This is a genomic window from Micrococcus sp. SL257, from assembly GCF_026625585.1.
GTDB classification, from domain to species: Bacteria; Actinomycetota; Actinomycetes; order Actinomycetales; family Micrococcaceae; genus Micrococcus; species Micrococcus luteus.
Window position 1 is genome coordinate 1,456,906 of sequence record NZ_CP113053.1, and the last position, 22,475, is coordinate 1,479,380.

Genomic DNA, 22,475 nt, shown 5'->3' on the forward strand with positions numbered 1-22,475 from the left:
GCGCGAGTGTAGTCAGCCGTGATCCGCGCCACCCCACCGGGCGTCGCTAGACTGGGCGGTCGAGCCAGCAGACGAGATCCAGACCTGAGGAGGCGTGATGGCAGGACATTCCAAGTGGGCGACCACCAAGCACAAGAAGGCCGTCATCGACGCGCGGCGCGCCAAGGCGTTCGCGAAGTACATCAAGAACATCGAGGTCGCGGCACGTGCCGGCGGACCCGACGTCGCCGGCAACCCCGCCCTCGACCTGGCCGTGTCCAAGGCCAAGAAGGCCTCGGTGCCCAACGACAACATCGACCGCGCCGTCAAGCGCGGCGCCGGCCTCACCGGCGAGGTCATCGACTACGCCGAGATCATGTACGAGGTCCGCGGCCCCCAGGGCTCGGCGCTGCTGGTCGAGTGCCTGACCGACAACAAGAACCGCGCCGCCGCGGACGTGCGCGCGGCCGTCACCCGCAACGGCGGCACCATGGCCGACTCCGGCTCCGTCTCCTTCCTCTTCGAGCGCAAGGGCCTCGTGCGCCTGCCCGCCGAGGGCAACACCGAGGACGGCCTGCTCGAGGCCGTGCTCGAGGGCGGCGCCGACGCCGAGGAGGTCGTCGTCTCCGGCGACTCCTTCGAGATCCTCTCGGACCCCTCCGACCTGCAGTCCGTGGCCAAGGCCCTCGACGAGGCGGGCGTGGAGTACGAGTCCGACGAGCTCGAGTTCGTCCCCACCATGAAGGTGGACCTGGACGCGTCGGGCGCCCGCACCTTCCTCAAGCTGGCCGATGCCCTCGAGGACCTCGACGACGTCCAGAACGTCTTCTCGAACGTGGACATCGCCCCCGAGGTCCTCGCCGAGCTCGACGAGGACTGATCGCGCTGAGCGCGCGCCGGCCCGCCGACGTCGTCCGGATCCTCGGGGTGGACCCGGGGCTCACCCGCTGCGGGATCGCCGTGGTGGACGTGGACGCGCGACGGCGGGCCGCGCTCGTCCACGTCGAGGTCACGGGCACCCCGCCCACCGCCCCCCTGGACCAGCGCCTCCTGCGCATCGACGAGGCCGTCTCCGCGGTCCTCGCCGCGCACCGGCCCGATCGCGCCGCCGTCGAGCGCATGTTCGCGAACACGAACACGCCGACCGTGCTGGGCACGGCCCAGGCCGCGGGCGTGGCGATCGCCGCGGCCGCGCGCGCCGGCGTCCCCGTGGGCCTGCACACCCCCTCCGAGGTCAAGGCCGCCGTCACCGGACACGGCGATGCGGGCAAGGAGCAGGTCACCACGATGGTCACCCGGATCCTCCGCCTCGACGCCCCGCCGCGCCCGGCCGACGCGGCCGACGCCCTCGCCTTGGCCATCGCCCACGGCTGGCGCGGCACCGCCCTCGGCGCGGCCGCCGGCCAGACCGGCCTCGACACCGCGGACCTCGCCTCCCGGGCGGGGCGCTCGCAGTTCGCCGCCAAGGCGCCCGCGCGCGCCCGCCCGCGGGGCCAGCTCACCGCCGCGCAGCGGGCCTGGCTCGACGCCGAGCGCTCGGCGGGCGGCGGGCGACGCCGGTAGGCCGCTGCCGGGCCGGCGTTCGATGATATGTTCGAATCCGCGCCGACCGGCGTCCGTCCGTCCCGACAGGAGGGCCCCTCATGATCGCCTCGCTCAGCGGCACCGTCGAGCACGTGGCCCTCGACCGGGCGGTCATCGCCGTCGGCGGCCTGGGTGTGCAGTTCTCCGCCACCCCGCAGACGCTGGCCACCCTGCACGAGGGCCGGCCGGGGGCGGTGCAGACCCACCTCGTGGTCAAGGAGGACGCCCTGACCCTCTACGGCTTCGCGGACCGCGACGAGCGCGAGGTGTTCGAGGTGCTCATCACGGCCAACGGCGTGGGTCCCCGCCTCGCCCTGGCGATCCTCTCCGTCCACCACCCCGAGACCGTGCGCCGGGCGGTCACCGAGGAGGACGAGAAGACCCTCACCCGCGTGCCCGGCATCGGGCCGAAGATGGCGCGCAAGATCATCGTCGAGCTCTCCGGCCGCCTCGCGCCCACCGGGGAGCCGGTGCCCGAGGCGGAGGCCGAGGCGAGCGCCGAGCCGACCGTCGAGGCGCTCTGGCACGCCGACGTCGTGCAGGCGATGGCCGGCCTGGGCTGGTCCGAGAAGGAGGCGCTCAAGGCCGTCGAGGCCACCGTGGCGGCCCGCCCGGAGCTGGACGAGGGCCGCGACGTCGCCGCGCTGCTGCGTGCCACCCTGCGCGACGTCGGCATGGCCGGCTCTGTGCGAGGCGGGCGATGAGCGCGGAGTCCTCGCCGCTGTCCGCGGCGGCCGTCGACCCGGAGGAGCGTCGGCTCGAGGCCGCGCTGCGCCCCAAGCACCTGGACGAGTTCGTGGGCCAGATGCGCGTGCGCGAGCAGCTGGACCTCATGCTCGCCTCCGCCCGGCTGCGCGACCGCGCCGCGGACCACGTCCTGCTCTCCGGTCCGCCCGGGCTCGGCAAGACCACGCTGGCGATGATCGTGGCCGCGGAGATGAACGCCCCCCTGCGGCTGTCCTCCGGCCCCGCGATCCAGCATGCGGGCGACCTCGCGGCCATCCTGTCCTCGCTCACCGAGGGCGAGGTGCTCTTCCTCGACGAGATCCACCGGATGTCCCGCCCGGCCGAGGAGATGCTCTACATGGCCATGGAGGACTTCCGGGTGGACATCGTGGTGGGCAAGGGCGCCGGCGCCACCTCGATCCCGCTCGAGCTGCCGCCCTTCACGCTCGTCGGCGCCACCACGCGGGCCGGCCTCCTGCCGGGGCCGCTGCGCGACCGCTTCGGCTTCACGGGCCATCTGGACTTCTACACCGAGGTGGAGCTCGAGCGCGTCCTGCGCCGCTCCGCCCTGCTGCTGGACATGCGGCTGGCCACGGAGGGGTACCGGCAGATCGCCCGGCGCTCGCGCGGCACCCCGCGCATCGCCAACCGCTTGCTGCGCCGCGTGCGGGACTGGGCGCTCGTGAAGGGGCTGGCCGAGGTCGGCGCGCACGACGCCGCCGCCGCCCTGGACATGTACGAGGTCGACGGGCGCGGCCTGGACCGGCTCGACCGGTCCGTGCTCACGGCCCTGTGCACCACGTTCGGCGGCGGGCCCGTGGGGCTCAGCACGCTGGCCACCGCCGTGGGGGAGGAGGCCGAGACCGTGGAGACCGTGGCCGAGCCCTTCCTCATCCGCGAGGGCATGGTGGCGCGGACCCCCCGTGGCCGCGTCGCGCTGCCGGGGGCCTGGGAGCACCTGGGCCTCGCCGCTCCGGAGGCCACGCCGGGGCCGTGACGCCCAGGGCGGGCCCCTACACTGGACAGGCCCGCCCACCCCGAGCATCAGGAGTCCCCCATGCCCGTCGCCACCGCCGCGACCCTGCCCGTGATCGCCCAGCAGGCCCAGGGGGGTGGCGGCAGCCTGCTCATGCTCATCGCCTTCGCCCTGCTCGCGGTGATGCTCTTCCTCTCCTTCCGCAAGGGCAAGAAGATGCAGCAGCAGCAGGCGCAGATGCGCAGCACCCTCGCCCCAGGCGTCGAGGTCATGACGGGCGCCGGCATCTTCGGCACCGTCGTGGCCGTGGACACCGAGGGCCAGCGGGTGACGCTGGAGACCGCCCCGGGCACCCGCATGGACGTGCACCTGCAGGGCGTCACCACCGTCGTGGAGCCGGAGACGGCCGCCGCGCCCACCACGGACCCGTCGCGTCTGGATGACGCCCCCGGCACCGAGTACCGCGCCGACGACGCCGACGACCCGCGTCCGCGCCGCGACGACCTGGCCTGAGGCCCACCCACCCCTGCACACGCGGCCCCGCCTGGCGGGGCCGCTCGAATGTGACGGAAGCACCTGAGCAATGGCGAAGAGAACACCCACCGGCTCCGCCGGGCGCACCCTGGCCTGGCTGGCCGCCCTCCTCGTGGTCCTGGCCGCGATCCTCGGCGGGGGCGTGGCCTCCGGCGCGGCCTCCTGGGCTCCCAAGCTCGCCCTCGACCTCGAGGGCGGCACGCAGATGGTGCTGGCCCCCCAGACCTCGACGGGCGAGTCCGTCACCCCCGAGCAGCTGGACCAGGCCGTGGAGATCATCCGCCAGCGTGTGGACGGCTCCGGCGTGGCCGAGGCGGAGGTCGCCACGCAGGGCTCCCAGAACGTGGTCGTCTCCCTGCCCGGGGTCCCGGACGAGGAGACCCGCCGCCTGATCCAGGCGTCCGCGGACATGCAGTTCCGCCCCGTGCTGCAGTCCGGCCCGGGGGAGGCCACCCCCGAGGACCAGCGCCTGCCAGAAGACCAGCTGCCGAAGCCCGACGGGGAGCCGGCGGACGCCTACGACCCGAACTGGGTCACCCCGGCCCTGCTGGCCGAGTTCCAGGCCACGGACTGCACCGCCCCGCGGGACCCGGCCGCGCCCCCGCCGCCGTCCGACCGGGCGATCGTCGCCTGCCAGCCCTCCGAGGAGCTCGCCGACGGCGCCGTCACGCCGGCCCAGAAGTACATCCTGGGCCCCGTGGTCATCCCGGGCACCCAGATCAAGGGCGCGTCCAACGGCATGGCCCAGGCCCAGGGCGGCGTCTCCACCAACCAGTGGGTCGTCAACATCGAGTTCGACGAGGAGGGCACCAAGGCCTTCACGGAGGTCACCCAGAAGCTCACCCCGTACCCCGAGGGCGACCCGCGCAAGCAGTTCGCGATCCTGCTGGACGGGGACGTGATCTCCGCGCCGCAGTCCAACGTGGTCATCACCAACGGCAGCGCGCAGATCAGCGGCCCCACCCTGAACGAGCAGACGACGGCGCAGTTGGCCGAGCAGCTCAACTACGGCTCCCTGCCGATCTCCTTCTCGATCGAGTCCGAGCAGCAGATCTCCGCCACGCTCGGCCGGGACCAGCTCTTCTGGGGCCTGATCGCCGGCCTGATCGGCCTCGGCCTCGTGGCCGTGTACCAGTTCTTCCAGTATCGGGCCCTGGGCCTGCTGACCTTCGCCTCGATCATCGTGGCGGGCGTGCTGACGTGGCTGACCATCGCGATCCTGGGCTGGACGGACAACTACCGCCTGTCCCTCGCGGGCATCGCCGGGCTCATCGTGGCGATCGGTCTGACGGCGGACTCGTTCATCGTCTACTTCGAACGCATCAAGGACGAGCTGCGCGCGGGCCACACCGTGCCCGTCGCCGTGCACGAGGGCTGGAAGCGCGCCCGGCGGACGATCACCGCGTCCAAGGCCGTGAACCTGCTGGCCGCCGTCGTGCTGTACTTCGTGGCCGTCGGCAACGTGCGCGGCTTCGCGTTCACCCTCGGCCTCACCGCGATCGCCGACCTGATCGTGGTGTTCATGTTCACCCACCCGCTCATGGTGCTGTTGGCCCAGACCCGCTTCGTGGGCGAGGGACACCCGATGTCCGGACTGGACCCGTCGCTGCTGGGCGGGCCGTCCCTGTATCAGGGCGCCGGCCGCTTCCGCGAGCCCGCCCACGCCCCCCGCACCGGGCTCCCGGCGGAGGACTCCGACGAGCCGGCTGACGCGGCGGCCGCCGACGCCCCGCGCCCGCTCGTCGCGACGGGCGCCCCCCGCGCGGGCTCGTCCGCCCGGGGGGCGGCCGCCGCTCGCGCACCGCGCCGCCCATGACGATCGCCGAGCGACGCCGCGCCGAGCGACGCCGCCAGGAGGAGGACCAGTGAACCGCTTCGCCGACTGGGGCAACGCCCTCTACTCGGGCCGCATCTCCTACCCGTTCATCCAGCGCTGGCGGCGGTGGTTCGCCCTCGCCGCCCTGCTGCTCGTCCTCGCCGGCGGCCTGACCGCCCTCCGCGGTGGCTTCAACCTCGGCATCGAGTTCCGGGGCGGCTCCGAGTTCACCGTCTCGCAGACGGCCTCCACCGACGTGGCCGCGGGCGAGCGCGCCGTGACCGACGTGCTGGCCGACGGCCACGCCACCGTCACGAACGTCGCCCCGGGCACCGTGCGCGTCCAGACCGAGCAGCTCGACGACGCCCAGACCCGAGCCGTGGCCGCGAACCTGCAGGAGGCCTACGGCGTCGGCCAGGACCAGGTGACCTCGACCTTCGTGGGGCCGACCTGGGGCGCCGCGGTGTCGCAGCAGGCCCTGATCGGCCTGGTGATCTTCGTGGTGCTCGTGACCCTGTTCATGGCCGTGTACTTCCGCACCTGGAAGATGTCCCTGGCCGCCGTGCTCGGCATGCTCTACGTGGTCGCGCTGACCGCCGGCATCTACGGCGCCACCGGCTTCGAGATCACGCCGTCGGCCATCATCGGCTTCCTCACGATCCTGTCGTACGCGCTCTACGACACCGTGGTGGTCTTCGACAAGATCCGCGAGAACACGATCGGGGCCGAGGAGGACCCGGAGCGCTCCTTCGTCGAGAACGTGAACCTCGCGGTGAACCAGACGCTCGTCCGGTCCATCACGACCTCCGTCGTCGGCATCCTGCCGGTCGGCTCGATCCTGTTCATCGGCGCGGGGCTGCTCGGTGCCGGCACGCTGCGGGACATCGCGCTCGCGCTGTTCGTGGGCATCATCGTGGGCACCCTGTCCACCCTGTTCCTCCAGGCGCCGCTGTACGCCCTGCTGCGCCGCAACGACCCGGACGTGCGCGACCACGACGCCCGGGCCGCGGCCCGCGCCGCCCGGGAGCGTGCCTCAGAGGCGGTCACCGATCCCGACGTCGCCCCCTGGGACGACGGCGCGCGACTCTGACGGAGCCGCTGCGGCCCCGGTGGTCTTCCTGGGGCGGGGTGGGACGGGCGCGGGTAGACTCGCCGATCATCCCGGCCGGAGCGGTCGGGGCCGCACGAGTCAGGAGGCGTGGCCCATGAGCGAGCAGGACCCCACTCCCGCCCCGGCCCGTCCCGCCCCGGCCCGTCCCGCCCCGGTCCGGCCCCGCAGCCGGATCGCACGCCTGACCGGCCGGCACGCCACCGAGTACTCGCCCCTGCTCGAGCCGCTGATGCGCACCGTGCGGCAGCGAGCCACCAAGACCGAGCTGGCCGAGATCGTCCGCGCCTTCGAGGTCGCCCGCGCGGCACACGAGGGGCAGATGCGGCGCTCCGGGGACCCGTACATCACCCACCCCGTCGCGGTCGCCACGATCCTCGCCGAGATCGGCGTGACGGGCCCGACGCTCCTGGCGGCCCTGCTGCACGACACCGTCGAGGACACGGACTACTCCCTGGAGCGCCTCCGCGCCGACTTCGGCTCCGAGGTCGCCCTCCTCGTGGACGGCGTGACCAAGCTGGACAAGGTGACCTACGGCGCCGCGGCGCAGGCCGAGACCGTGCGCAAGATGGTCATCGCGATGGCCCAGGACGTGAACGTCCTGCTCATCAAGCTCGCCGACCGGCTGCACAACGCGCGGACGTGGCGGTACGTCTCCCCGGAGTCCAGCGCCCGCAAGGCCCAGGAGACCTTGGACATCTACGCCCCGCTGGCCCACCGGCTCGGCATGAACACCGTCAAGTGGGAGCTCGAGGACCTCTCCTTCGCCGCCCTCAAGCCCAAGATGTACGCGGAGATCGTGCGCCTCGTGGGGGAGCGCAACCCGGAGCGGGAGAAGCACATCGCGGCGCTGCGCACCGTGATCGAGGAGCACCTGCGCGAGCACCGGATCCGGGCGACCGTCACCGGACGGCCGAAGCACTACTACTCGATCTACCAGAAGATGGTGACGCGCGGGAAGGACTTCGACGACATCCACGACCTCACGGGCATCCGGGTGCTCGTGGACTCCGTGCGTGACTGCTACGCCGTGCTCGGCGTCATCCACGCGCGCTGGAACCCGGTCCCGGGCCGGTTCAAGGACTACATCGCGGTCCCGAAGCTCAACATGTACCGCTCCCTGCACACCACGGTGATGGTGCCGGGCGGCAAGCCGGTGGAGATCCAGATCCGCACGCAGGAGATGCACCGCCAGGCCGAGTACGGCGTCGCCGCGCACTGGCGGTACAAGGCCCAGGTCGCCGGCCAGGCGCCGGTGCAGGCCACGCCGGCCTGGCTGCGCTCGGTGATGGACTGGCAGGCGGACACCCGGGACCCGGACGAGTTCCTCGCCTCGCTGCGCACCCAGATCGGGGCGGACGAGGTGTACGTCTTCACGCCGAAGGGGGAGATCCGCACCCTGCCGGCCGGCTCCACGCCCGTGGACTTCGCCTACGCCATCCACACCGACGTCGGCCACCGCACCATCGGCGCCCGGGTCAACGACAAGCTCGTCCCGCTGTCCACGCCGCTCAGCCACGGCGACACCGTGGAGGTCTTCACCTCGCGCGCCGAGGACGCGGGGCCGAGCCGGGATTGGCTGGGCTTCGTGGTCTCGCCGCGGGCCCGGTCCAAGATCCGTCACCACTTCGCCACGCAGCGCCGCGACGAGCAGGCCGACCGGGGACGCGAGTCGCTGACCCGTCAGCTGCGCAAGGCCGGCATGGCCGTGCAGCAGGTGCTCGGCGGCGAGGAGCTGGTGCAGGTGGCCACGGATCTCGGCTACGCGGACCTCGACGGGCTGTTCGTGGCCCTCGGCGACGGCCACGTGTCCGCCCAGTCCGTGCAGGAACGCGTCGCGGAGCGCCTCGCTCCGCCGACGTCGACGCAGGCCGAGCCGGAGGGCGAGCTGACCGTCGGCGAGGTGGACCTGCAGGAGCTGGTCCCGGCCCAGTCGCGGCGCGCCCCCGCGCGGGCCACCAACGACGCCGGCGTGCTCGTGGACGGCGACGGCGGCGTCATGGCCAAGCTGGCACGGTGCTGCAACCCGGTGCCGCCGGACGCCATCGACGGGTTCGTCACCCGCGGCTCCGGGGTCTCCGTGCACCGGGTCGACTGTCCCAACCTGGCGACCCTGCTCGCGCAGGAGCCGGAGCGCCGCACCCCGGTCAGCTGGGCGCCGTCGCGGGACACCGTCTACCTGGTGGAGATCCAGATCGAGGCGCTGGACCGCAAGTCGCTGCTCTCCGACGTCACCCGGGTCCTCTCCGAGAACCACGTGAACATCCTCTCGGCCTCCGTGAACACCACCCGCGACCGCGTGGCGATGAGCCGGTTCGTCTTCGAGATGGGCGACCCCCGGTTCCTCGGCCACGTGATCGACGCGGTGCGCCGCATCGACGGCGTCTTCGACGTGCACCGCACCTGAGCCTCCCGGCCTCAGTCGGGGACGTCCAGCGCCGCCAGCAGCGCGCCCAGCCGGCGCCGGGCCGCCACGACGCCGGCACGGCGGGTCCGGCGGGCCAGCCGCTCCCGCAGCCCGGCGGCGCCGTGGGCGCCGATCACGGCGGCCGCGCGCCGCGCCGCATCCGGGTCGGCGCTGAGCAGCAGGTCTTCGACTGTCCGGGCGGGCGTCGTGACCCGCACGGGGCCGAAGCGGAGCACGTCGTGCTCGGCGGGGGCGACGCCCGTGGCATCGGCCGCGACGTCCGACTGCGTGAGCGTCCAGGGCAGCAGGCCCCCGCCGGCGGGGCGCCGGTGGAAGTGCGGCACGGCCGCGTGCAGCCGCCCGGGCGCCGCGCCGCCGGCCAGGATCCAGGCCGCCGACGGGCCGATCGCGGTCCAGCCGGCGGCCAGGAGCGGGCCGCCGAGGGTCCACAGGGCAGCGGCCCGGACCGCGGGATCGTCCGCGGCGTCCGGCCGCGCCCACACCCCGGGCAGCAGCGGCCGCACGGCGCCCCGCGCGCCGAGCGCCTGCAGCTCCGGCTCCGTGAAGGGGTCGCCCGCCAGCACGAGTGCCCCGGTCGGGGCGGTCTCCTCGATCGTCACGGTCGTCATGCCCGGATCCTGCCAGAGACGGGGACGCCCCCGCGGCCGCCTGTGGACAGGCGGGCCGCGGGGGCGTGCTCGAGACGGGTGGGGCTCAGCGGAGCTCGGAGGCCGAGGCCTCGAGGGCCTGCTTCCACTGCAGGCGCGCGTCGAGCGCCTCCTGGGCCTTCTTGACGGCGCGCTGGTCGCCCCGGGCCTGGGCCCGGGCGAGATCCGCCTCGAGCCCCGCGATGGTCTCCTCGAGCTGCGTGAGGGCGGAGTTCGTGCGGGCCTTGGTCTCCGGGTCGGTGCGGCGCCAGTGCTCGTTCTCCGCCTGCTTGAGGGCGTCCTCGAGCTTGCGGAAGCCCTCCTCCATCCGGCGGACGTCCCCGCGGGGCACGCGGCCGGCATCCTCCCACCGCCCGCGCAGCTCGTTGAGCGCGCGCCGTCCGGCCTTGACGTCCGTGAACGGGAGCAGCTTCTGGCCGTCGGCGAGGATCTGCTCCTTCACCTTCAGGTTGGCCCCGTACTCGCGGTCGATCTCCTGGTTCGCGGCCTTGCGGGCGGCGAAGAAGACGTCCTGGGCGGCGCGGAAGCGGGCCCAGAGGGCGTCGTCCTCCTTGCGGGAGGCCCGGGGGGCGCGCTTCCACTCGTCCATCAGGTCGCGGTACTTGCCGGCGGTCACGCCCCAGTCGGTGGAGGTGGACAGCTCCTCGGCACGGGCGATGAGACGCTCCTTGACCTGCTTGGCCTCGGCCGAGGCGGCGTCCAGCCGGGAGAAGTGGGCGCGGCGGGTCTTGTCGAACGCGGTGCGGGCGCCGCGGAAGCGCTTCCACAGGTCGTCCTCGACCGACTTGGCCAGACGCGGACCGGCCTTCTGGGCGGCCTTCCACTCCTCGAACAGCTCCGTCATGCGCTTGGACGCGGTCTTCCAGGGCATCCGCTCGGCCGGGGTCTGGGCGAAGGTCTCGGCCTCGGCGACGATGGCCTCGCGGGTGGCCAGCTGCTCGGCCTGGGCGGCCTGCCGGGCCTCCTGTTCCGCGGCGCGGTAGTCGCCCAGGAGGGTCTCCAGGGCCGCCAGGCGGGTGCGGAGGGCGTCCATGTCGCCGACCATGTGGCGCTCGTTCACCGCGGTCGTCATCTGACCCAGCGCCCGGCCCAGCTCACCCGAGGGGGCGCCGGCGGCGATGCGCTGCTCGAACAGGGCCATCTGGGCGCGCACGTCGTCGTACTTGCGCACGAAGTACGCCAGCGCGTCCTCGGTGCTCGCGTCCGGCACCTGGCCGACCGCGTGCTCCTCCTGCCCGTCCAGCAGCGTGACGTGGCCGTCCTCGCTCACCCGGGCGAACCTGGCGGCCTCCTCCACCGGGGTGGGCGGCACGGTCGGGGCCACGACGGGGGCCGGGGCGACGGACGCGGCGGCGGGCGTCGCGGGGCGCACGGCGGCCGGGCTGGCCTTCTTCATCGCGGCCGGGGAGGGCACGGCGGGCGTCTCGGCGGGCTGGGAGGAATCACCGTGCGCCGGGGCGTCGGGGACGATCTCGGGGACGGGCCGGGCCTCGGCGGGCACGGTCGTATCGGCGGCCTCGGCCGACGCGGGGGTGGACTCGGTGGCGGGGGACTGCTGGTCGTCGGGCTGCATGTGATTGGTCACCGCTGGAACTCTCCCTGACTGCGCCGGCACGCAGTCGTCGAGGGATGCGGCCGGTCGGGATGGACACGAACAGGGCCAGCGTACCGGGCCGGACAGCGCCCGCGCCTAGAATGGGCCGGTGCGCCGGCGGGGGACCGTCGCGCGTCCCCGCCGTCGTCGTCTCGAAGGATCGCCATGTCCCGCAAGGCCTCCCTGTCCGGTTTCCACGAGTGGCTGCCCGCCGAGCGGCTCGTGGAGCAGCACGTGCTCGACACGCTGCGGCGGACCTTCGAGCTGCACGGGTTCGCCGGCATCGAGACCCGTGCCGTGGAGACCCTGGGCCAGCTGCTGCGCAAGGGCGAGGTGGACAAGGAGGTCTACGCGGTCTCGCGCCTGGCCGAGGACGAGGAGGTCGCCGCGGGCCTGCGCGATCCCAAGGACCCGGCCGACCCCAAGCGCCTGGCCCTGCACTTCGACCTCACCGTGCCGTTCGCCCGCTACGTCGTGGAGAACGCCGGCCACCTCGCCTTCCCCTTCCGTCGCTACCAGATGCAGAAGGTCTGGCGCGGGGAGCGCCCTCAGGAGGGCCGCGCCCGCGAGTTCACCCAGGCGGACATCGACGTCGTCGGCGACGGCGCCCTCTCGCCCCGGTACGACGCCGACGTCGCACTGGTGATGGCCGAGGCGCTCGGCGCCCTGCCGATCGGCGACTTCCTCATCCGCGTGAACAACCGCAAGCTCGCCGAGGGCTTCTACCGGGGCATCGGCCTGGAGGACACCGCCGGCGTGCTGCGCAGCATCGACAAGCTGGAGAAGGTCGGCCCGGAGGAGGTCGCGCGGCTGCTCCAGGAGGAGGTCGGCGCGAGCCCCGAGCAGGCTGCGCAGGCGCTGGCCCTGGCGGACATCCGCACGTCGGACACCTCGTTCGTCGAGCGGGTCCGCGCCCTGGGGGTGACCCACGAGCTGCTCGAGGAGGGGCTGACCGAGCTGGCCGACGTCGTCGCCACCCTGCACCGCCGCGCCCCCGGGCGCGCCGTGGCGGACCTGTCCATCGCGCGCGGCCTGGACTACTACACGGGCACCGTCTACGAGACCGTCCTGGTGGGCCACGAGCAGCTCGGCTCGATCTGCTCGGGCGGCCGCTACGACGCGCTCGCGTCCAAGGGGAACCGCGTGTTCCCCGGGGTCGGACTGTCCATCGGCGTGACGCGGCTGGTGATGCGCATGCTGTCCCAGCAGATGGCCGTGGCCTCCCGCTCCGTGCCGACCGCGGTGTACGTGGCGCTGACGGCGGACGAGGACTGGTCCGAGGCCCAGGACGTCGCGGCCCTGCTGCGGGAGCGCGGCATCCCCGCGGAGGTCGCGGTGTCCGCGGAGAAGTTCGGCAAGCAGATCAAGTACGCGGACCGCCGCGGCATCCCGTTCGTCTGGTTCATGGGCCGGGACGACGCCGGCGCGCGGGTCCACGAGGTCAAGGACATCCGCTCCGGCGAGCAGCACGGCGCGGACCCGGCCGACTGGACCCCGCCGGCCGAGGACCTGCTGCCGCAGGTCGCCCGCGCGCAGGACTGAGCGGACGCGGCCGCTGTGCCGGCCCCGGTGTGCGGCGGCGGTGGGTGTCTGCGCGTCGGGTCACCGGCCCCGGCGCCCGGCCCGCACGAACGCACGCCCGCCCACCCCGATCAGGAACACGCCCGCCATCGCGGCCACGGACATCGGCGGCAGGCTGAGGGCGAGCAGCAGGCACAGGGCCAGGCCGAGGACGTTGACGGCGCGGGGCACGCGCAGCGGGCGCAGCGGGCGCGGCCGGGCCGGGCGGCGGCCGTCGTCGTCCCCGCGCAGGGCCAGGGCGGACAGGTTCGCCACCGCGTAGTAGACGAGCACGCCGAACGAGCTGAAGCCCACCACGGTGAGGATGTCCGTGGTGAGCAGGAGCAGGATCACGGCCGCGGCCACCGTCAGCTGAGCCGTCCACGGCGTGCCGGTCCCTGCATGGACCCGTGCCAGGGGGCGGGGCAGGTCGGACTCGCGGGCCATGGCCAGGGCGGTGCGGGAGATGCCCGTCAGCAGGTTGAGCATGGCCCCGGCCGCGGCGAGGGCGGCGCCGGCCACCGCCACCCAGCCCCAGCCGGAGCCCAGGGCGGTCTCGAGCAGGTCGCGCACGGGCGCCGGGGACCGGGCCAGCCCGGAGGTCCCGAGGCCCGAGATCAGCGCCGTGGCGAGCAGCAGGTACAACGCCACGGTCACGGCGAGGGCGATCAGGATGGCGCGCGGGATCGTGCGTGCGGGGTCGATGACCTCCTCACCCATGGTGGCCACGCGCGCGTAGCCGGCGAACGCGAAGAACAGGACGCCCGCGCCCATGAGCACGCCCTGCACGGGGGAGTCGACGCCGAGCGCCGCGGCCGAGCCCCCGGGGGCCTCGCGCGCCAGGCCTGCGCCGATGGCCAACACGAGCACGGCGAGCACGGGCACGAGGATCGCCAACGTCGCCTGCGCGGTCCGCGTCACGCCCGCCATCGCCACCCCGGTGAGCACGACGACGGCGGCCACGCCCGTCCACCGGGCCGCGGCGGCGTCGTCGGGGAAGAGGTACAGGCCGAGGGTGGCCGCCATCGCGGCCACCGACGCGGTCTTGCCCGTGACGAAGCCCCAGCCGGCGACGAAGCCGGCCCACGGGTGCAGCTGCCGCCGGCCGTAGACGTAGGCGCCGCCGGACTCGGGGTGGACGGTGGCCAGCTGCGCCGTGGACAGGGCGTTGCACAGGGCCGCGACGGCCGCGACCGCCAGGGCCCCGTACAGCAGGCCGGGGTGGCCGCCGGTGAGCGCGGCCGCCAGGCCGATCGCGGTGAACACGCCCGCGCCGATCATCGAGCCGAGGCCGATCGCGACGGCGTGGAGCAGGGTCAGGCGGCGCTGCAGGGCGGCGGTCATGACGGGGTCCTCCTGGGCTGGGGCAGTGTGGACGGGGCACTAGACTGACGGGAACGGCGCGCGCCCGCCCCGCAGGCGTATCACACGGCGTCGACCATCACATGAACCCCGCACATCGTCCGGCGACCGGACGGAGAGGATCCTCGTGCTGCGCACCCACTCCCTCGGCGAGCTCAACGCCTCGCTCATCGGCCAGACCGTCACCGTCACCGGCTGGGTGGCGCGGCGGCGAGACCACGGCGGCGTGGCCTTCGTGGACCTGCGCGACGCCTCGGGCTTCGCCCAGGTTGTGGTGCGGGACGAGGCGGACTTCGACCCGCTGCGCAACGAGTGGGTTCTGCAGGTCACCGGCACGGTCGAGCGCCGCCCCGAGGGCAACGAGAACCCGAACCTGCCCTCCGGCGAGATCGAGCTGATCGCGGAGACCGTGACGGTGCTCAACACCGCCGCCGCGCTGCCGTTCCAGGTGGACGAGCACGTGGAGGTCGGCGAGGAGGCCCGGCTGCGCCACCGCTACCTGGACCTGCGCCGCCCGCAGCCCTCGCGCATCATGCGCCTGCGCTCCGAGGTCAACCGGACGGCGCGCGAGCTGCTGCACGGCGAGGGCTTCGTGGAGGTCGAGACCCCGACTCTCACGCGCTCGACGCCGGAGGGCGCCCGCGACTTCCTCGTCCCGGCCCGCCTGGCTCCCGGCTCCTGGTACGCCCTGCCGCAGTCGCCGCAGCTGTTCAAGCAGCTGCTGCAGGTGGGCGGGATCGAGAAGTACTACCAGATCGCCCGCTGCTACCGCGACGAGGACTTCCGCGCGGACCGTCAGCCCGAGTTCACCCAGCTGGACATCGAGGCCTCCTTCGTGGAGCAGGATGACGTGATCGCCCTCGGCGAGAAGATCGTCAAGGCCCTGTGGGCCCTCGTGGGCGTGGACGTGCCGACGCCGATCCGCCGCATGACCTACGCCGAGGCGATGGAGAAGTACGGCTCGGACAAGCCGGACCTGCGCTTCGGCCTCGAGCTGACGGACCTGACCGAGTACTTCAAGGACACCCCGTTCCGCGTGTTCCAGAACGAGTACGTGGGCGCCGTCGTGATGCCGGGCGGCGCCTCCCAGGCCCGCCGCACCCTCGACGCGTGGCAGGAGTGGGCCAAGCAGCGCGGCGCCAAGGGCCTGGCCTACGTGCTCATCCAGGAGGACGGCGAGCTGACCGGCCCGGTGTCCAAGAACATCTCCGAGGAGGAGAAGGCCGGGCTGGCCGCCGCCGTGGGCGCGAACCCGGGCGACTGCGTGTTCTTCGCCGCCGGCAAGCCGAAGGAGTCCCGCGCGCTGCTGGGCGCGGCCCGCGTGGAGATCGGCCGTCGCTGCGGGCTGTTCACCGACGCCGGTGACGGCGTGGCCGCGAAGGATGCCGACTGGGCGTTCGTGTGGGTCGTGGACGCGCCGATGTTCGAGCCGGCGGCCGACGCCGTGGCTTCGGGCGACGTCGCCGTGGGTGCGGGCGCCTGGACCGCCGTGCACCACGCGTTCACCTCGCCCAAGCCGGAGTTCGCGGACACCTTCGACACCGACCCGGGCGCGGCCCTGGCCTACGCGTACGACATCGTGTGCAACGGCAACGAGATCGGCGGCGGTTCCATCCGCATCCACCGTCAGGACGTGCAGGAGCGCGTGTTCGAGGTCATGGGCTTGTCCCCGGAGGAGGCGAACGAGAAGTTCGGCTTCCTGCTCGAGGGCTTCAAGTACGGCGCCCCGCCGCACGGCGGCATCGCGTTCGGCTGGGACCGCGTGGTCGCCCTGCTGGCCGGCACCGACTCGATCCGCGAGGTCATCGCGTTCCCGAAGACCGGCGGCGGCTTCGACCCGCTGACGGCCGCACCGGCGCCCATCACCGCCCAGCAGCGCAAGGAGGCCGGCGTCGACGCGCAGCCGGAGCCGAAGCAGGCCGAGGCCGAGCCGGAGGCCTGATCCGGGTCCGCGGCGGGCCCGCCTCAGCCGCGCCGCGGACCGGCCAGCTCGTCCGAGTCCACGATCAGCGTGAACGGCCCGGAGTTGGTGAGGGAGACGTCCATCTTCGCGCCGAACACCCCGCGCTCCACGCGCACGCCGGCGGCCTCGAGCTCGGCCGTGAACCGCTCGTAGAGCGGCTCGGCCTGGTTGCCCTTCGCCGCGCGCGTCCAGGACGGCCGCCGGCCCTTCCGCACGTCGCCGTACAGCGTGAACTGGCTGACGACGAGCGCCGGGGCACCGGCGTCGGTGAGGGACCGCTCGCCGTCGAGCATGCGGAGCCCGGCCACCTTGCGGGCCACCTGGACGGCCTCGGCCTCCGTGTCCGTGACTGACACTCCGAGCAGGATCACCAGCCCCTCGCCCTCGAAGGAGCCGACCACCTCGCCATCCACGACGACGGAAGCGGAACGGGCGCGTTGCAGAACGGCTCTCATGCAGCCATTCTGCAACGCGCCCGGAACCGGTCCGCGTCAGCGGATCACTGACGACGGGTCGGATCCACCTCGTACACGGTGGTCGAGCCGGAGACCTCGTTGGCGACGATCAGCAGGGCGGTGCCGGAGGGGGACTCGTCGGCCGGCACGAAGGTCAGGCCCTCGGCGCCCATGTCACCCAGGCCGGCCGTGGCGTCGTCGCCCGCGGCATCCCAGTCACGGTCGTTGACGTAGTCCACGTAGGTGGCGTTCCGCGGGTCGGTGATGTCGAAGACCACCACGCCGCCGATGCGCTCGAGGCCCACGAACGCGTAGGTGCGGCCCTGGATCGTGCCCACCACTACGGACTCGGGCTCGGGGCCCTTGTCATCCGAACGGGAGTCCCCGGACGGGGTCTCGTCGTTGTTCGCGTTGAACGCGTGCTCCGGCAGCTCGCCGGCGGCCACGAGCCGGGCGATCTGCTCCTCGATCATGCCGGCGGAGTCGAACAGGCGGGTGCCGTCCGCGGTGTAGATGGAGAAGGACCGGCCGCCCAGTGTGGTCAGGGAGGAGTGGCACTCGCGCTCAGAGTCGTAGCCGAGGTCGGTGAGCACCTTCAGGCGGCCCAGGGCATCCTTCTTCTGCAGGGCCTTGGCCCCCGGGAACTCGGCGGCGCACAGGTCCAGGTCGCTGACGCGCTCGGAGTCGTTGAAGTCGCCCCACTCCCGCCCGTCACCCTCGTTGGCGGTGACGACCAGGTTCTGACCGCGCCAGCGGTACGTGTCGATGCCGTCGGGCATGGGCAGGCCGTCGACCGGCCAGTGGCCCAGCTCGATGCCGCCGTCCTTGTCCGAGGCGTCCAGCACGCCCTCGGTGGACCAATCGGTGGGCGTCAGCGCCCAGAGGTCCTCCAGCGTGGCGGACTTCAGGTCCACGACGGCGACGGCGTTGGCCTCCTGCACGGACACGTAGGCGGTGCGTCCGGTCGGGTCGACGGTGACGTACTCCGGCTCGAGGTTGCGAGCCACCCGACCGGCGGGCTCGTGACCGGCGGGCACCGCCATATCGGGGCCGGAGACGCGCACGCCGGCGGGCAGGGCGGTGCCGGCGTCGTAGGCACGGAAGTCCACGGTGCGCACCGCGTCCTGGGTCAGGCGGGAGAACTGCCGGGCGTTCTTCGGTACGGAGACCACGGAGATCGTGCCCTCCGGGTCGACGGAGAAGTCGTCGGCCGGTTCGCCCTCGTTGGCGACCACCACGTACGCCCCGTTCGGGGAGAAGGCCAGCGAGTCCGGCAGGGCACCCACCCGCACGCCGCCGAGGTAGCGCAGGGTGGTGGTGTCGAAGAACACGACCCAGCCGTGGTCGGTCTTCTCGGCGGCCTCGACGGCGACGGCCATCACACCGCCGGAGACAGCGACGGAGTTCACCGTGGCGCCCTTGTCCGTGACGGAGCCGTCCGCGGTGCGCAGGCCCTCGGCGGAGAGGGTCCGCTCGGCCACGGGGGCGGCGTCGGCGCCCAGGCGCATGACGTCGACGGCGCCGCGCTGCGCATTCACCACGAACAGGCGGCCGGAGACCGCGTCGAAGGCCGGGATCTCGGCGGCGGACTCGCCGAACACGCCGGTCTCGTGGGTGCCGGCGCGGGTGAGCTCGATGCTCTTGCCGGACGGGTTGGCGGCGATGGCGGCGCGCTGGGCCGTGGCCGAGTGCGGGGCGGGCGCGCTGAGGGAGGCCGGGGCGAGGAAGGCCGTGGACAGGGTCGCGGCGGTGACGGCCGTGGCGAGGCGTGCGAGGCGAGGCATGGATGCTCCAGTCAGGGCAGGGAGGCGGAGGACGGGGTCACCCCATCGCACGGATGTGAACGGTCCGTGACGTCCCGGCCAGCGCGCGGTGTCCCGCGGGTGTCGACGCCCCGGACGCCCCGCGTGCCGTCCGCCGAGGTCAGTCCTCGCTCGGCAGCCCCGCGAGCACCCGCACCGTCGTGAGGTTCCGGGCCGTGCCGCGCACCCCGAGCGCCCGGTCGAGGCGGGCCGGAGTGAGCGGGGAGTCGGCGACCCCCGCGGCGCAGCGCATCCACAGCAGCCGTCCCTCCAGGGCCGTGCGATCCGGCCCCGCGGGTCGGTCGTCCCCGTGGTCGAGCGCGGCCAGGGCGGCGGCCGCCTCGGGTGCGGGGTCGTCCTCGAGCACGGTGAGCTGCGTGCGTTTCGGCTCGCCGCCGGCCCAGGGGAGCGCGTCGTGCAGCTCCAGGGCGCGCCGGAGCGTGCCCACGTCCACGAGGACCACGGGGACGTCGAGGCCGCCCTCCTCACGCGCCCGTCGCGCGAACCCCTGCCGCACGCCCTCCGCGGCTGCGTCGGAGGACGCCCGGAACAGGACGTTGCCGCTGGCCAGGTGGGTGGTGACCGCCTCCCCGCCGGCGGCCTGGGCCCAGCGGATCAGCGTGTCCTTGCCGACACGGTTGCTCCGCCCCACGTTGATCCCGCGCAGCAGCAGGACGTGGGTGTGGTCGGTGCGCGGGGCGGCGGGGCTCATGCGGCCATGATGCCACCCACGCCCCCGCGGGCCGAGGACTACCCTGGACCCGATGGACGACCTCTTCAGCGCCGCCCACAACGGGGCCGACGACGACGGCCCGGCCGGCACCGTGGCCGCCCCGCACCCCGGCGCACCGCTGGCCGTGCGCATGCGCCCGCGCACGCTGGATGACGTGCTGGGCCAGCGGCACCTCATGCGGCCGGGCTCCCCGCTGCGCAAGCTCGCCGAGCCCGATCCGGACTCCGCCGCGGGACCGAGCTCGGTCATCCTCTACGGGCCTCCGGGCATCGGCAAGACGACGCTGGCCCACGTGATCGCCCGCGCCCCCGGGCGCACGTTCACGGAGCTGTCCGCGATCACGGCCGGTGTGAAGGACGTGCGGCAGGTGATGGAGCAGGCCCAGCGCGAACGGGACCTCTACGGGCGCACCACCGTCCTGTTCCTCGATGAGATCCACCGCTTCTCCAAGGCGCAGCAGGACGCGCTGCTGCCGGGCGTCGAGAACCGCTGGGTCGTGCTGGTGGCCGCGACCACGGAGAACCCGTCCTTCTCCGTGATCGCACCCCTGCTCTCCCGGTCGCTGCTGCTCACGCTGCGTCCCCTCACGGACGACGACATCGTCGGGCTGCTGGACCGTGCCGTGACCCAGGAGCGCGGGCTCAACGGCGCCGTGGTGCTCCAGGACGACGCGCGGGACTACCTGGTGCGGATGGCCGGCGGCGACGCGAGGCGGGCGCTCACGGTGCTGGAGGCCGCGGCCGGCGTCGCCCTGGACAAGGCGCGCGAGGCCGGCCGGGCGGGGGAGGGCGCCGTCGCGGTCACGGAGGAGGACGCCGCGCAGGCGATGGACCACCACGTCCAGCGCTACGACAAGGACGGTGACCAGCACTACGACGTGATCAGTGCCTTCATCAAGTCCATCCGCGGCTCGGACGTGGACGCGTCGATGCACTACCTCGCCCGGATGCTGGAGGCGGGGGAGGACCCCCGGTTCATCGCCCGGCGGCTGATCATCTCCGCGTCCGAGGACGTGGGCATGGCCGACCCGACCGCGCTGCAGACCGCCGTGGCCGCCGCCCAGGCCGTGCAGCTGATCGGCATGCCGGAGGGACGCATCATCCTGGCGCAGGCCGTGACGCATCTGGCCACCGCGCCGAAGTCCAACGCGAGCTACACCGCCGTGAACGAGGCGATCGCGGACGTGCGGGCCGGCCACACGGGCGCGGTGCCGGCGCACCTGCGGGACGCGCACTACCCCGGCGCGGCGGCCCTCGGCCACGGCCAGGGCTACGTCTACAGCCACGACGAGCCGCACGCCGTCGCCCGTCAGCAGTACGCGCCGGACCCCCTGGTCGGGAGGGACTATTACCGGCCCAAGCCCATCGGACACGAGAAGCGGCTCACCGAGCAGGTGGCCGCGCTGCGCCGGATCATCCGCGGCGACTGAGCGCGCGCCGGGCCCGGGGGCGGACGCCTCGGGCGGCCGCGCGGAATAAAGACGCCCGGATCACCGGTTGTCCAGGGATGAGCGGGGCGGTCGACGTCGGCCCGCCGACTCCTCGCCCGCTCGCGCCCCCATGCACCACCGACGCACAGAAGGAACAGAAGGAGCCGCCCCCATGACCCAGTCCACTCCGCAGCAGTCCACCCCCCAGCACACCGCCGCGCAGCAGCCGGCCCCGTACGGCCGCCCCGGCGCCGGCGGCCCCGCCCTCCCGCAGGCCGACTACCGCATCCTGCGCTCCGTCCCGGCCTACGCCGAGGCCCAGGCCCTCGTGGACCAGCTCTCCGACGCCGGGTTCCCCGTGGAGCGCGTGCGCATCGTGGGCACCGGGCTGCGCTCCGTGGAGCAGGTCCTGGGCCGGATGACCACCGGCAAGGCCGCCGTCCGCGGCGGGCTGCAGGGCCTGTGGTTCGGCCTCCTGCTCGGCCTGCTCTTCTCGATCTTCGCCCCCGGCTTCGGGTTCCTCTGGATCCTGCTGATCTCCCTGGGCCTGGGCGCCCTGTGGGGGGCGGTCTTCGGGGCGATCGGCCACGCGGCCACCGGCGGCAGGCGCGACTTCACGTCCCTGCAGACCATGGAGGCCGAGTCGTACGACGTGCTGGTCGAGGCCTCCCACCTGGACCAGGCCGGTCAGCTCCTCGGCGCGGACCCCGGCACCGCGGCCACGCCGCGCGCCTGAGCCCCGGCCCGCCCCGTCGTCGTCGCTCTGGTAAGGTGGACCGGTCTGGCAGGCGCTGCGCCCCGGACGCATCCCCCTCGAACGGTCCACGGGACACCCGCGTGCCCGGTCGAGGGACGCGCAGCGCATCAGTGGATGACGGGCGGCGGCACGCCCCTCAGCTCTCCTCAGGATCGCGGGGAGGCCAGGTTCGAGTCCCCTTGACCCGTGTGCCCCGGCGCGCGGACGAGACCTCGAGACAAACCCGAACCGTGCCGCACGTCAAGGAAAGGCAGGTCCACCATGAGTGGCAACCTTCGCACCCGCCGCACCGTGCGGCACTCCCGCGCCCTGGGCATCGCGCTGACCCCCAAGGCCGAGAAGTACATGGAGCGTCGTCCGTACGGCCCCGGCCAGCACGGCCGCGCCCGCCGCAAGCAGGACTCGGACTACGCGGTGCGCCTCAAGGAGAAGCAGCGTCTGCGCGCCCAGTACAACATCCGCGAGGCCCAGATGCGCCGCTACTTCGAGGAGGCCAAGCGCACCGCCGGCCTGACCGGTGAGAACCTGGTCGAGCTCCTCGAGCAGCGCCTCGACGCCCTCGTGCTGCGCGCCGGCTTCGCCCGCACCATCCAGCAGGCCCGTCAGCTCGTCGTGCACCGCCACATCCTGGTGGACGGCAAGCGCGTGGACGTCCCCTCGTTCCGCGTGAAGGAGGGCCAGATGATCCACGTGCACGAGCGCTCGGAGAAGATGGTCCCCTTCCAGCTGGCCGCCGCCGGCGCCCACCAGCAGGTCCTGCCCGCCACCCCGGGCTACCTGACCGTGGAGATCGAGAAGCTGCGCGCCACCCTCACCCGTCGCCCGAAGCGCTCCGAGGTCCCCGTGACCTGCGAGGAGCAGCTCGTGGTCGAGTACTACGCGCGCTGATCCGCCCCGTCCGGGCCCGTCCCGGACGACGGCGCCCCGCGCGTCCCGCAGGCCCGGTCACCTCTCGGAGGTGGCCGGGCCTGCGGCGTCCGCGGGCCCGCCGCCGGGGATCGGCGCCGCGCCCGGTAAGGTGG

The 22,475-nt window shown here is 73.7% G+C and carries 19 protein-coding genes; 13 read left to right on the forward strand and 6 right to left on the reverse strand.

Annotation, left to right across the window (positions count from 1 at the left end; genetic code table 11):
• Nucleotides 1–97 precede the first annotated feature (97 nt).
• From OVA32_RS06745 to OVA32_RS06780, 8 genes are all read left to right on the forward strand, one after another.
• Complete coding sequence (locus tag OVA32_RS06745) at nt 98–859, forward strand: YebC/PmpR family DNA-binding transcriptional regulator (RefSeq protein WP_036317934.1); 762 nt, start codon at nt 98–100, stop codon at nt 857–859.
• Nucleotides 860–906: 47 nt separating this feature from the next.
• A complete protein-coding gene (ruvC, locus tag OVA32_RS06750) occupies nt 907–1,542 on the forward strand; it encodes a crossover junction endodeoxyribonuclease RuvC (RefSeq protein ID WP_036317938.1) in 636 nt (211 codons plus the stop codon).
• 80 nt (nt 1,543–1,622) lie between these two features.
• Nucleotides 1,623–2,267: a Holliday junction branch migration protein RuvA gene (ruvA, locus tag OVA32_RS06755; RefSeq protein WP_036317942.1), complete on the forward strand. Its 645-nt coding sequence runs from the start codon at nt 1,623–1,625 to the stop codon at nt 2,265–2,267.
• Nucleotides 2,264–3,286 carry a Holliday junction branch migration DNA helicase RuvB gene (gene ruvB / locus OVA32_RS06760; RefSeq protein WP_036317944.1) on the forward strand — a complete coding sequence of 341 codons (1,023 nt, stop codon included), beginning with the start codon at nt 2,264–2,266 and terminating at the stop codon, nt 3,284–3,286. Before ruvA ends, ruvB begins: the two co-directional genes overlap by 4 nt.
• Nucleotides 3,287–3,346: 60 nt before the next feature.
• Nucleotides 3,347–3,778, forward strand: a complete 432-nt coding sequence (locus OVA32_RS06765; protein ID WP_036317946.1) for a preprotein translocase subunit YajC — start codon at nt 3,347–3,349, stop codon at nt 3,776–3,778.
• Between the two features lie 70 nt (nt 3,779–3,848).
• Entirely contained in the window at nt 3,849–5,615 is a 1,767-nt protein-coding gene (secD, locus tag OVA32_RS06770) for a protein translocase subunit SecD (RefSeq protein WP_250161804.1), read from the forward strand.
• A gap of 49 nt (nt 5,616–5,664) precedes the next feature.
• Nucleotides 5,665–6,705 (forward strand): protein translocase subunit SecF, encoded by a 1,041-nt coding sequence (gene secF / locus OVA32_RS06775; protein WP_036317952.1) that lies wholly within the window; start codon nt 5,665–5,667, stop codon nt 6,703–6,705.
• A 115-nt stretch (nt 6,706–6,820) separates the two neighbouring features.
• Complete coding sequence (locus OVA32_RS06780; protein ID WP_069941678.1) at nt 6,821–9,130, forward strand: RelA/SpoT family protein; 2,310 nt, start codon at nt 6,821–6,823, stop codon at nt 9,128–9,130.
• A gap of 11 nt (nt 9,131–9,141) precedes the next feature.
• Here the strand turns inward: OVA32_RS06780 and OVA32_RS06785 are convergent, their stop codons facing one another.
• Nucleotides 9,142–9,759 (reverse strand): hypothetical protein, encoded by a 618-nt coding sequence (locus tag OVA32_RS06785; RefSeq protein WP_036380977.1) that lies wholly within the window; start codon nt 9,757–9,759, stop codon nt 9,142–9,144.
• Between the two features lie 85 nt (nt 9,760–9,844).
• Nucleotides 9,845–11,383 (reverse strand): DUF349 domain-containing protein, encoded by a 1,539-nt coding sequence (locus tag OVA32_RS06790; RefSeq protein ID WP_044659821.1) that lies wholly within the window; start codon nt 11,381–11,383, stop codon nt 9,845–9,847.
• Nucleotides 11,384–11,557: 174 nt separating this feature from the next.
• Between OVA32_RS06790 and hisS the strand changes: the two genes are divergently transcribed.
• A complete protein-coding gene (hisS, locus tag OVA32_RS06795; RefSeq protein WP_267713760.1) occupies nt 11,558–12,934 on the forward strand; it encodes a histidine--tRNA ligase in 1,377 nt (458 codons plus the stop codon).
• Between the two features lie 60 nt (nt 12,935–12,994).
• Here the strand turns inward: hisS and OVA32_RS06800 are convergent, their stop codons facing one another.
• Nucleotides 12,995–14,296: an APC family permease gene (locus OVA32_RS06800; protein WP_041103670.1), complete on the reverse strand. Its 1,302-nt coding sequence runs from the start codon at nt 14,294–14,296 to the stop codon at nt 12,995–12,997.
• A gap of 145 nt (nt 14,297–14,441) precedes the next feature.
• Between OVA32_RS06800 and aspS the strand changes: the two genes are divergently transcribed.
• Nucleotides 14,442–16,256 carry an aspartate--tRNA ligase gene (aspS, locus tag OVA32_RS06805; protein WP_078025478.1) on the forward strand — a complete coding sequence of 605 codons (1,815 nt, stop codon included), beginning with the start codon at nt 14,442–14,444 and terminating at the stop codon, nt 16,254–16,256.
• A gap of 23 nt (nt 16,257–16,279) precedes the next feature.
• On the opposite strand, the gene dtd is transcribed toward aspS, so the two are convergent.
• The 3 genes from dtd to OVA32_RS06820 form a co-directional block, all read right to left on the reverse strand.
• Nucleotides 16,280–16,732, reverse strand: a complete 453-nt coding sequence (gene dtd, locus OVA32_RS06810; RefSeq protein ID WP_036313682.1) for a D-aminoacyl-tRNA deacylase — start codon at nt 16,730–16,732, stop codon at nt 16,280–16,282.
• Nucleotides 16,733–16,776: 44 nt separating this feature from the next.
• A complete protein-coding gene (locus tag OVA32_RS06815; protein WP_267713768.1) occupies nt 16,777–18,516 on the reverse strand; it encodes a choice-of-anchor I family protein in 1,740 nt (579 codons plus the stop codon).
• Between the two features lie 139 nt (nt 18,517–18,655).
• Complete coding sequence (locus OVA32_RS06820; protein WP_044659816.1) at nt 18,656–19,246, reverse strand: DUF1697 domain-containing protein; 591 nt, start codon at nt 19,244–19,246, stop codon at nt 18,656–18,658.
• A gap of 52 nt (nt 19,247–19,298) precedes the next feature.
• On the opposite strand from OVA32_RS06820, the gene OVA32_RS06825 reads away from it, so the two are divergent.
• The 3 genes from OVA32_RS06825 to rpsD all read left to right on the forward strand — a co-directional run bounded on the left by OVA32_RS06825 (nt 19,299) and on the right by rpsD (nt 22,341).
• Complete coding sequence (locus tag OVA32_RS06825; protein WP_041103678.1) at nt 19,299–20,696, forward strand: replication-associated recombination protein A; 1,398 nt, start codon at nt 19,299–19,301, stop codon at nt 20,694–20,696.
• A 172-nt stretch (nt 20,697–20,868) separates the two neighbouring features.
• Nucleotides 20,869–21,432 carry a general stress protein gene (locus OVA32_RS06830; RefSeq protein ID WP_020621560.1) on the forward strand — a complete coding sequence of 188 codons (564 nt, stop codon included), beginning with the start codon at nt 20,869–20,871 and terminating at the stop codon, nt 21,430–21,432.
• Between the two features lie 282 nt (nt 21,433–21,714).
• Complete coding sequence (gene rpsD, locus OVA32_RS06835) at nt 21,715–22,341, forward strand: 30S ribosomal protein S4 (RefSeq protein WP_041103680.1); 627 nt, start codon at nt 21,715–21,717, stop codon at nt 22,339–22,341.
• The last annotated feature ends 134 nt before the right edge of the window (nt 22,342–22,475 follow it).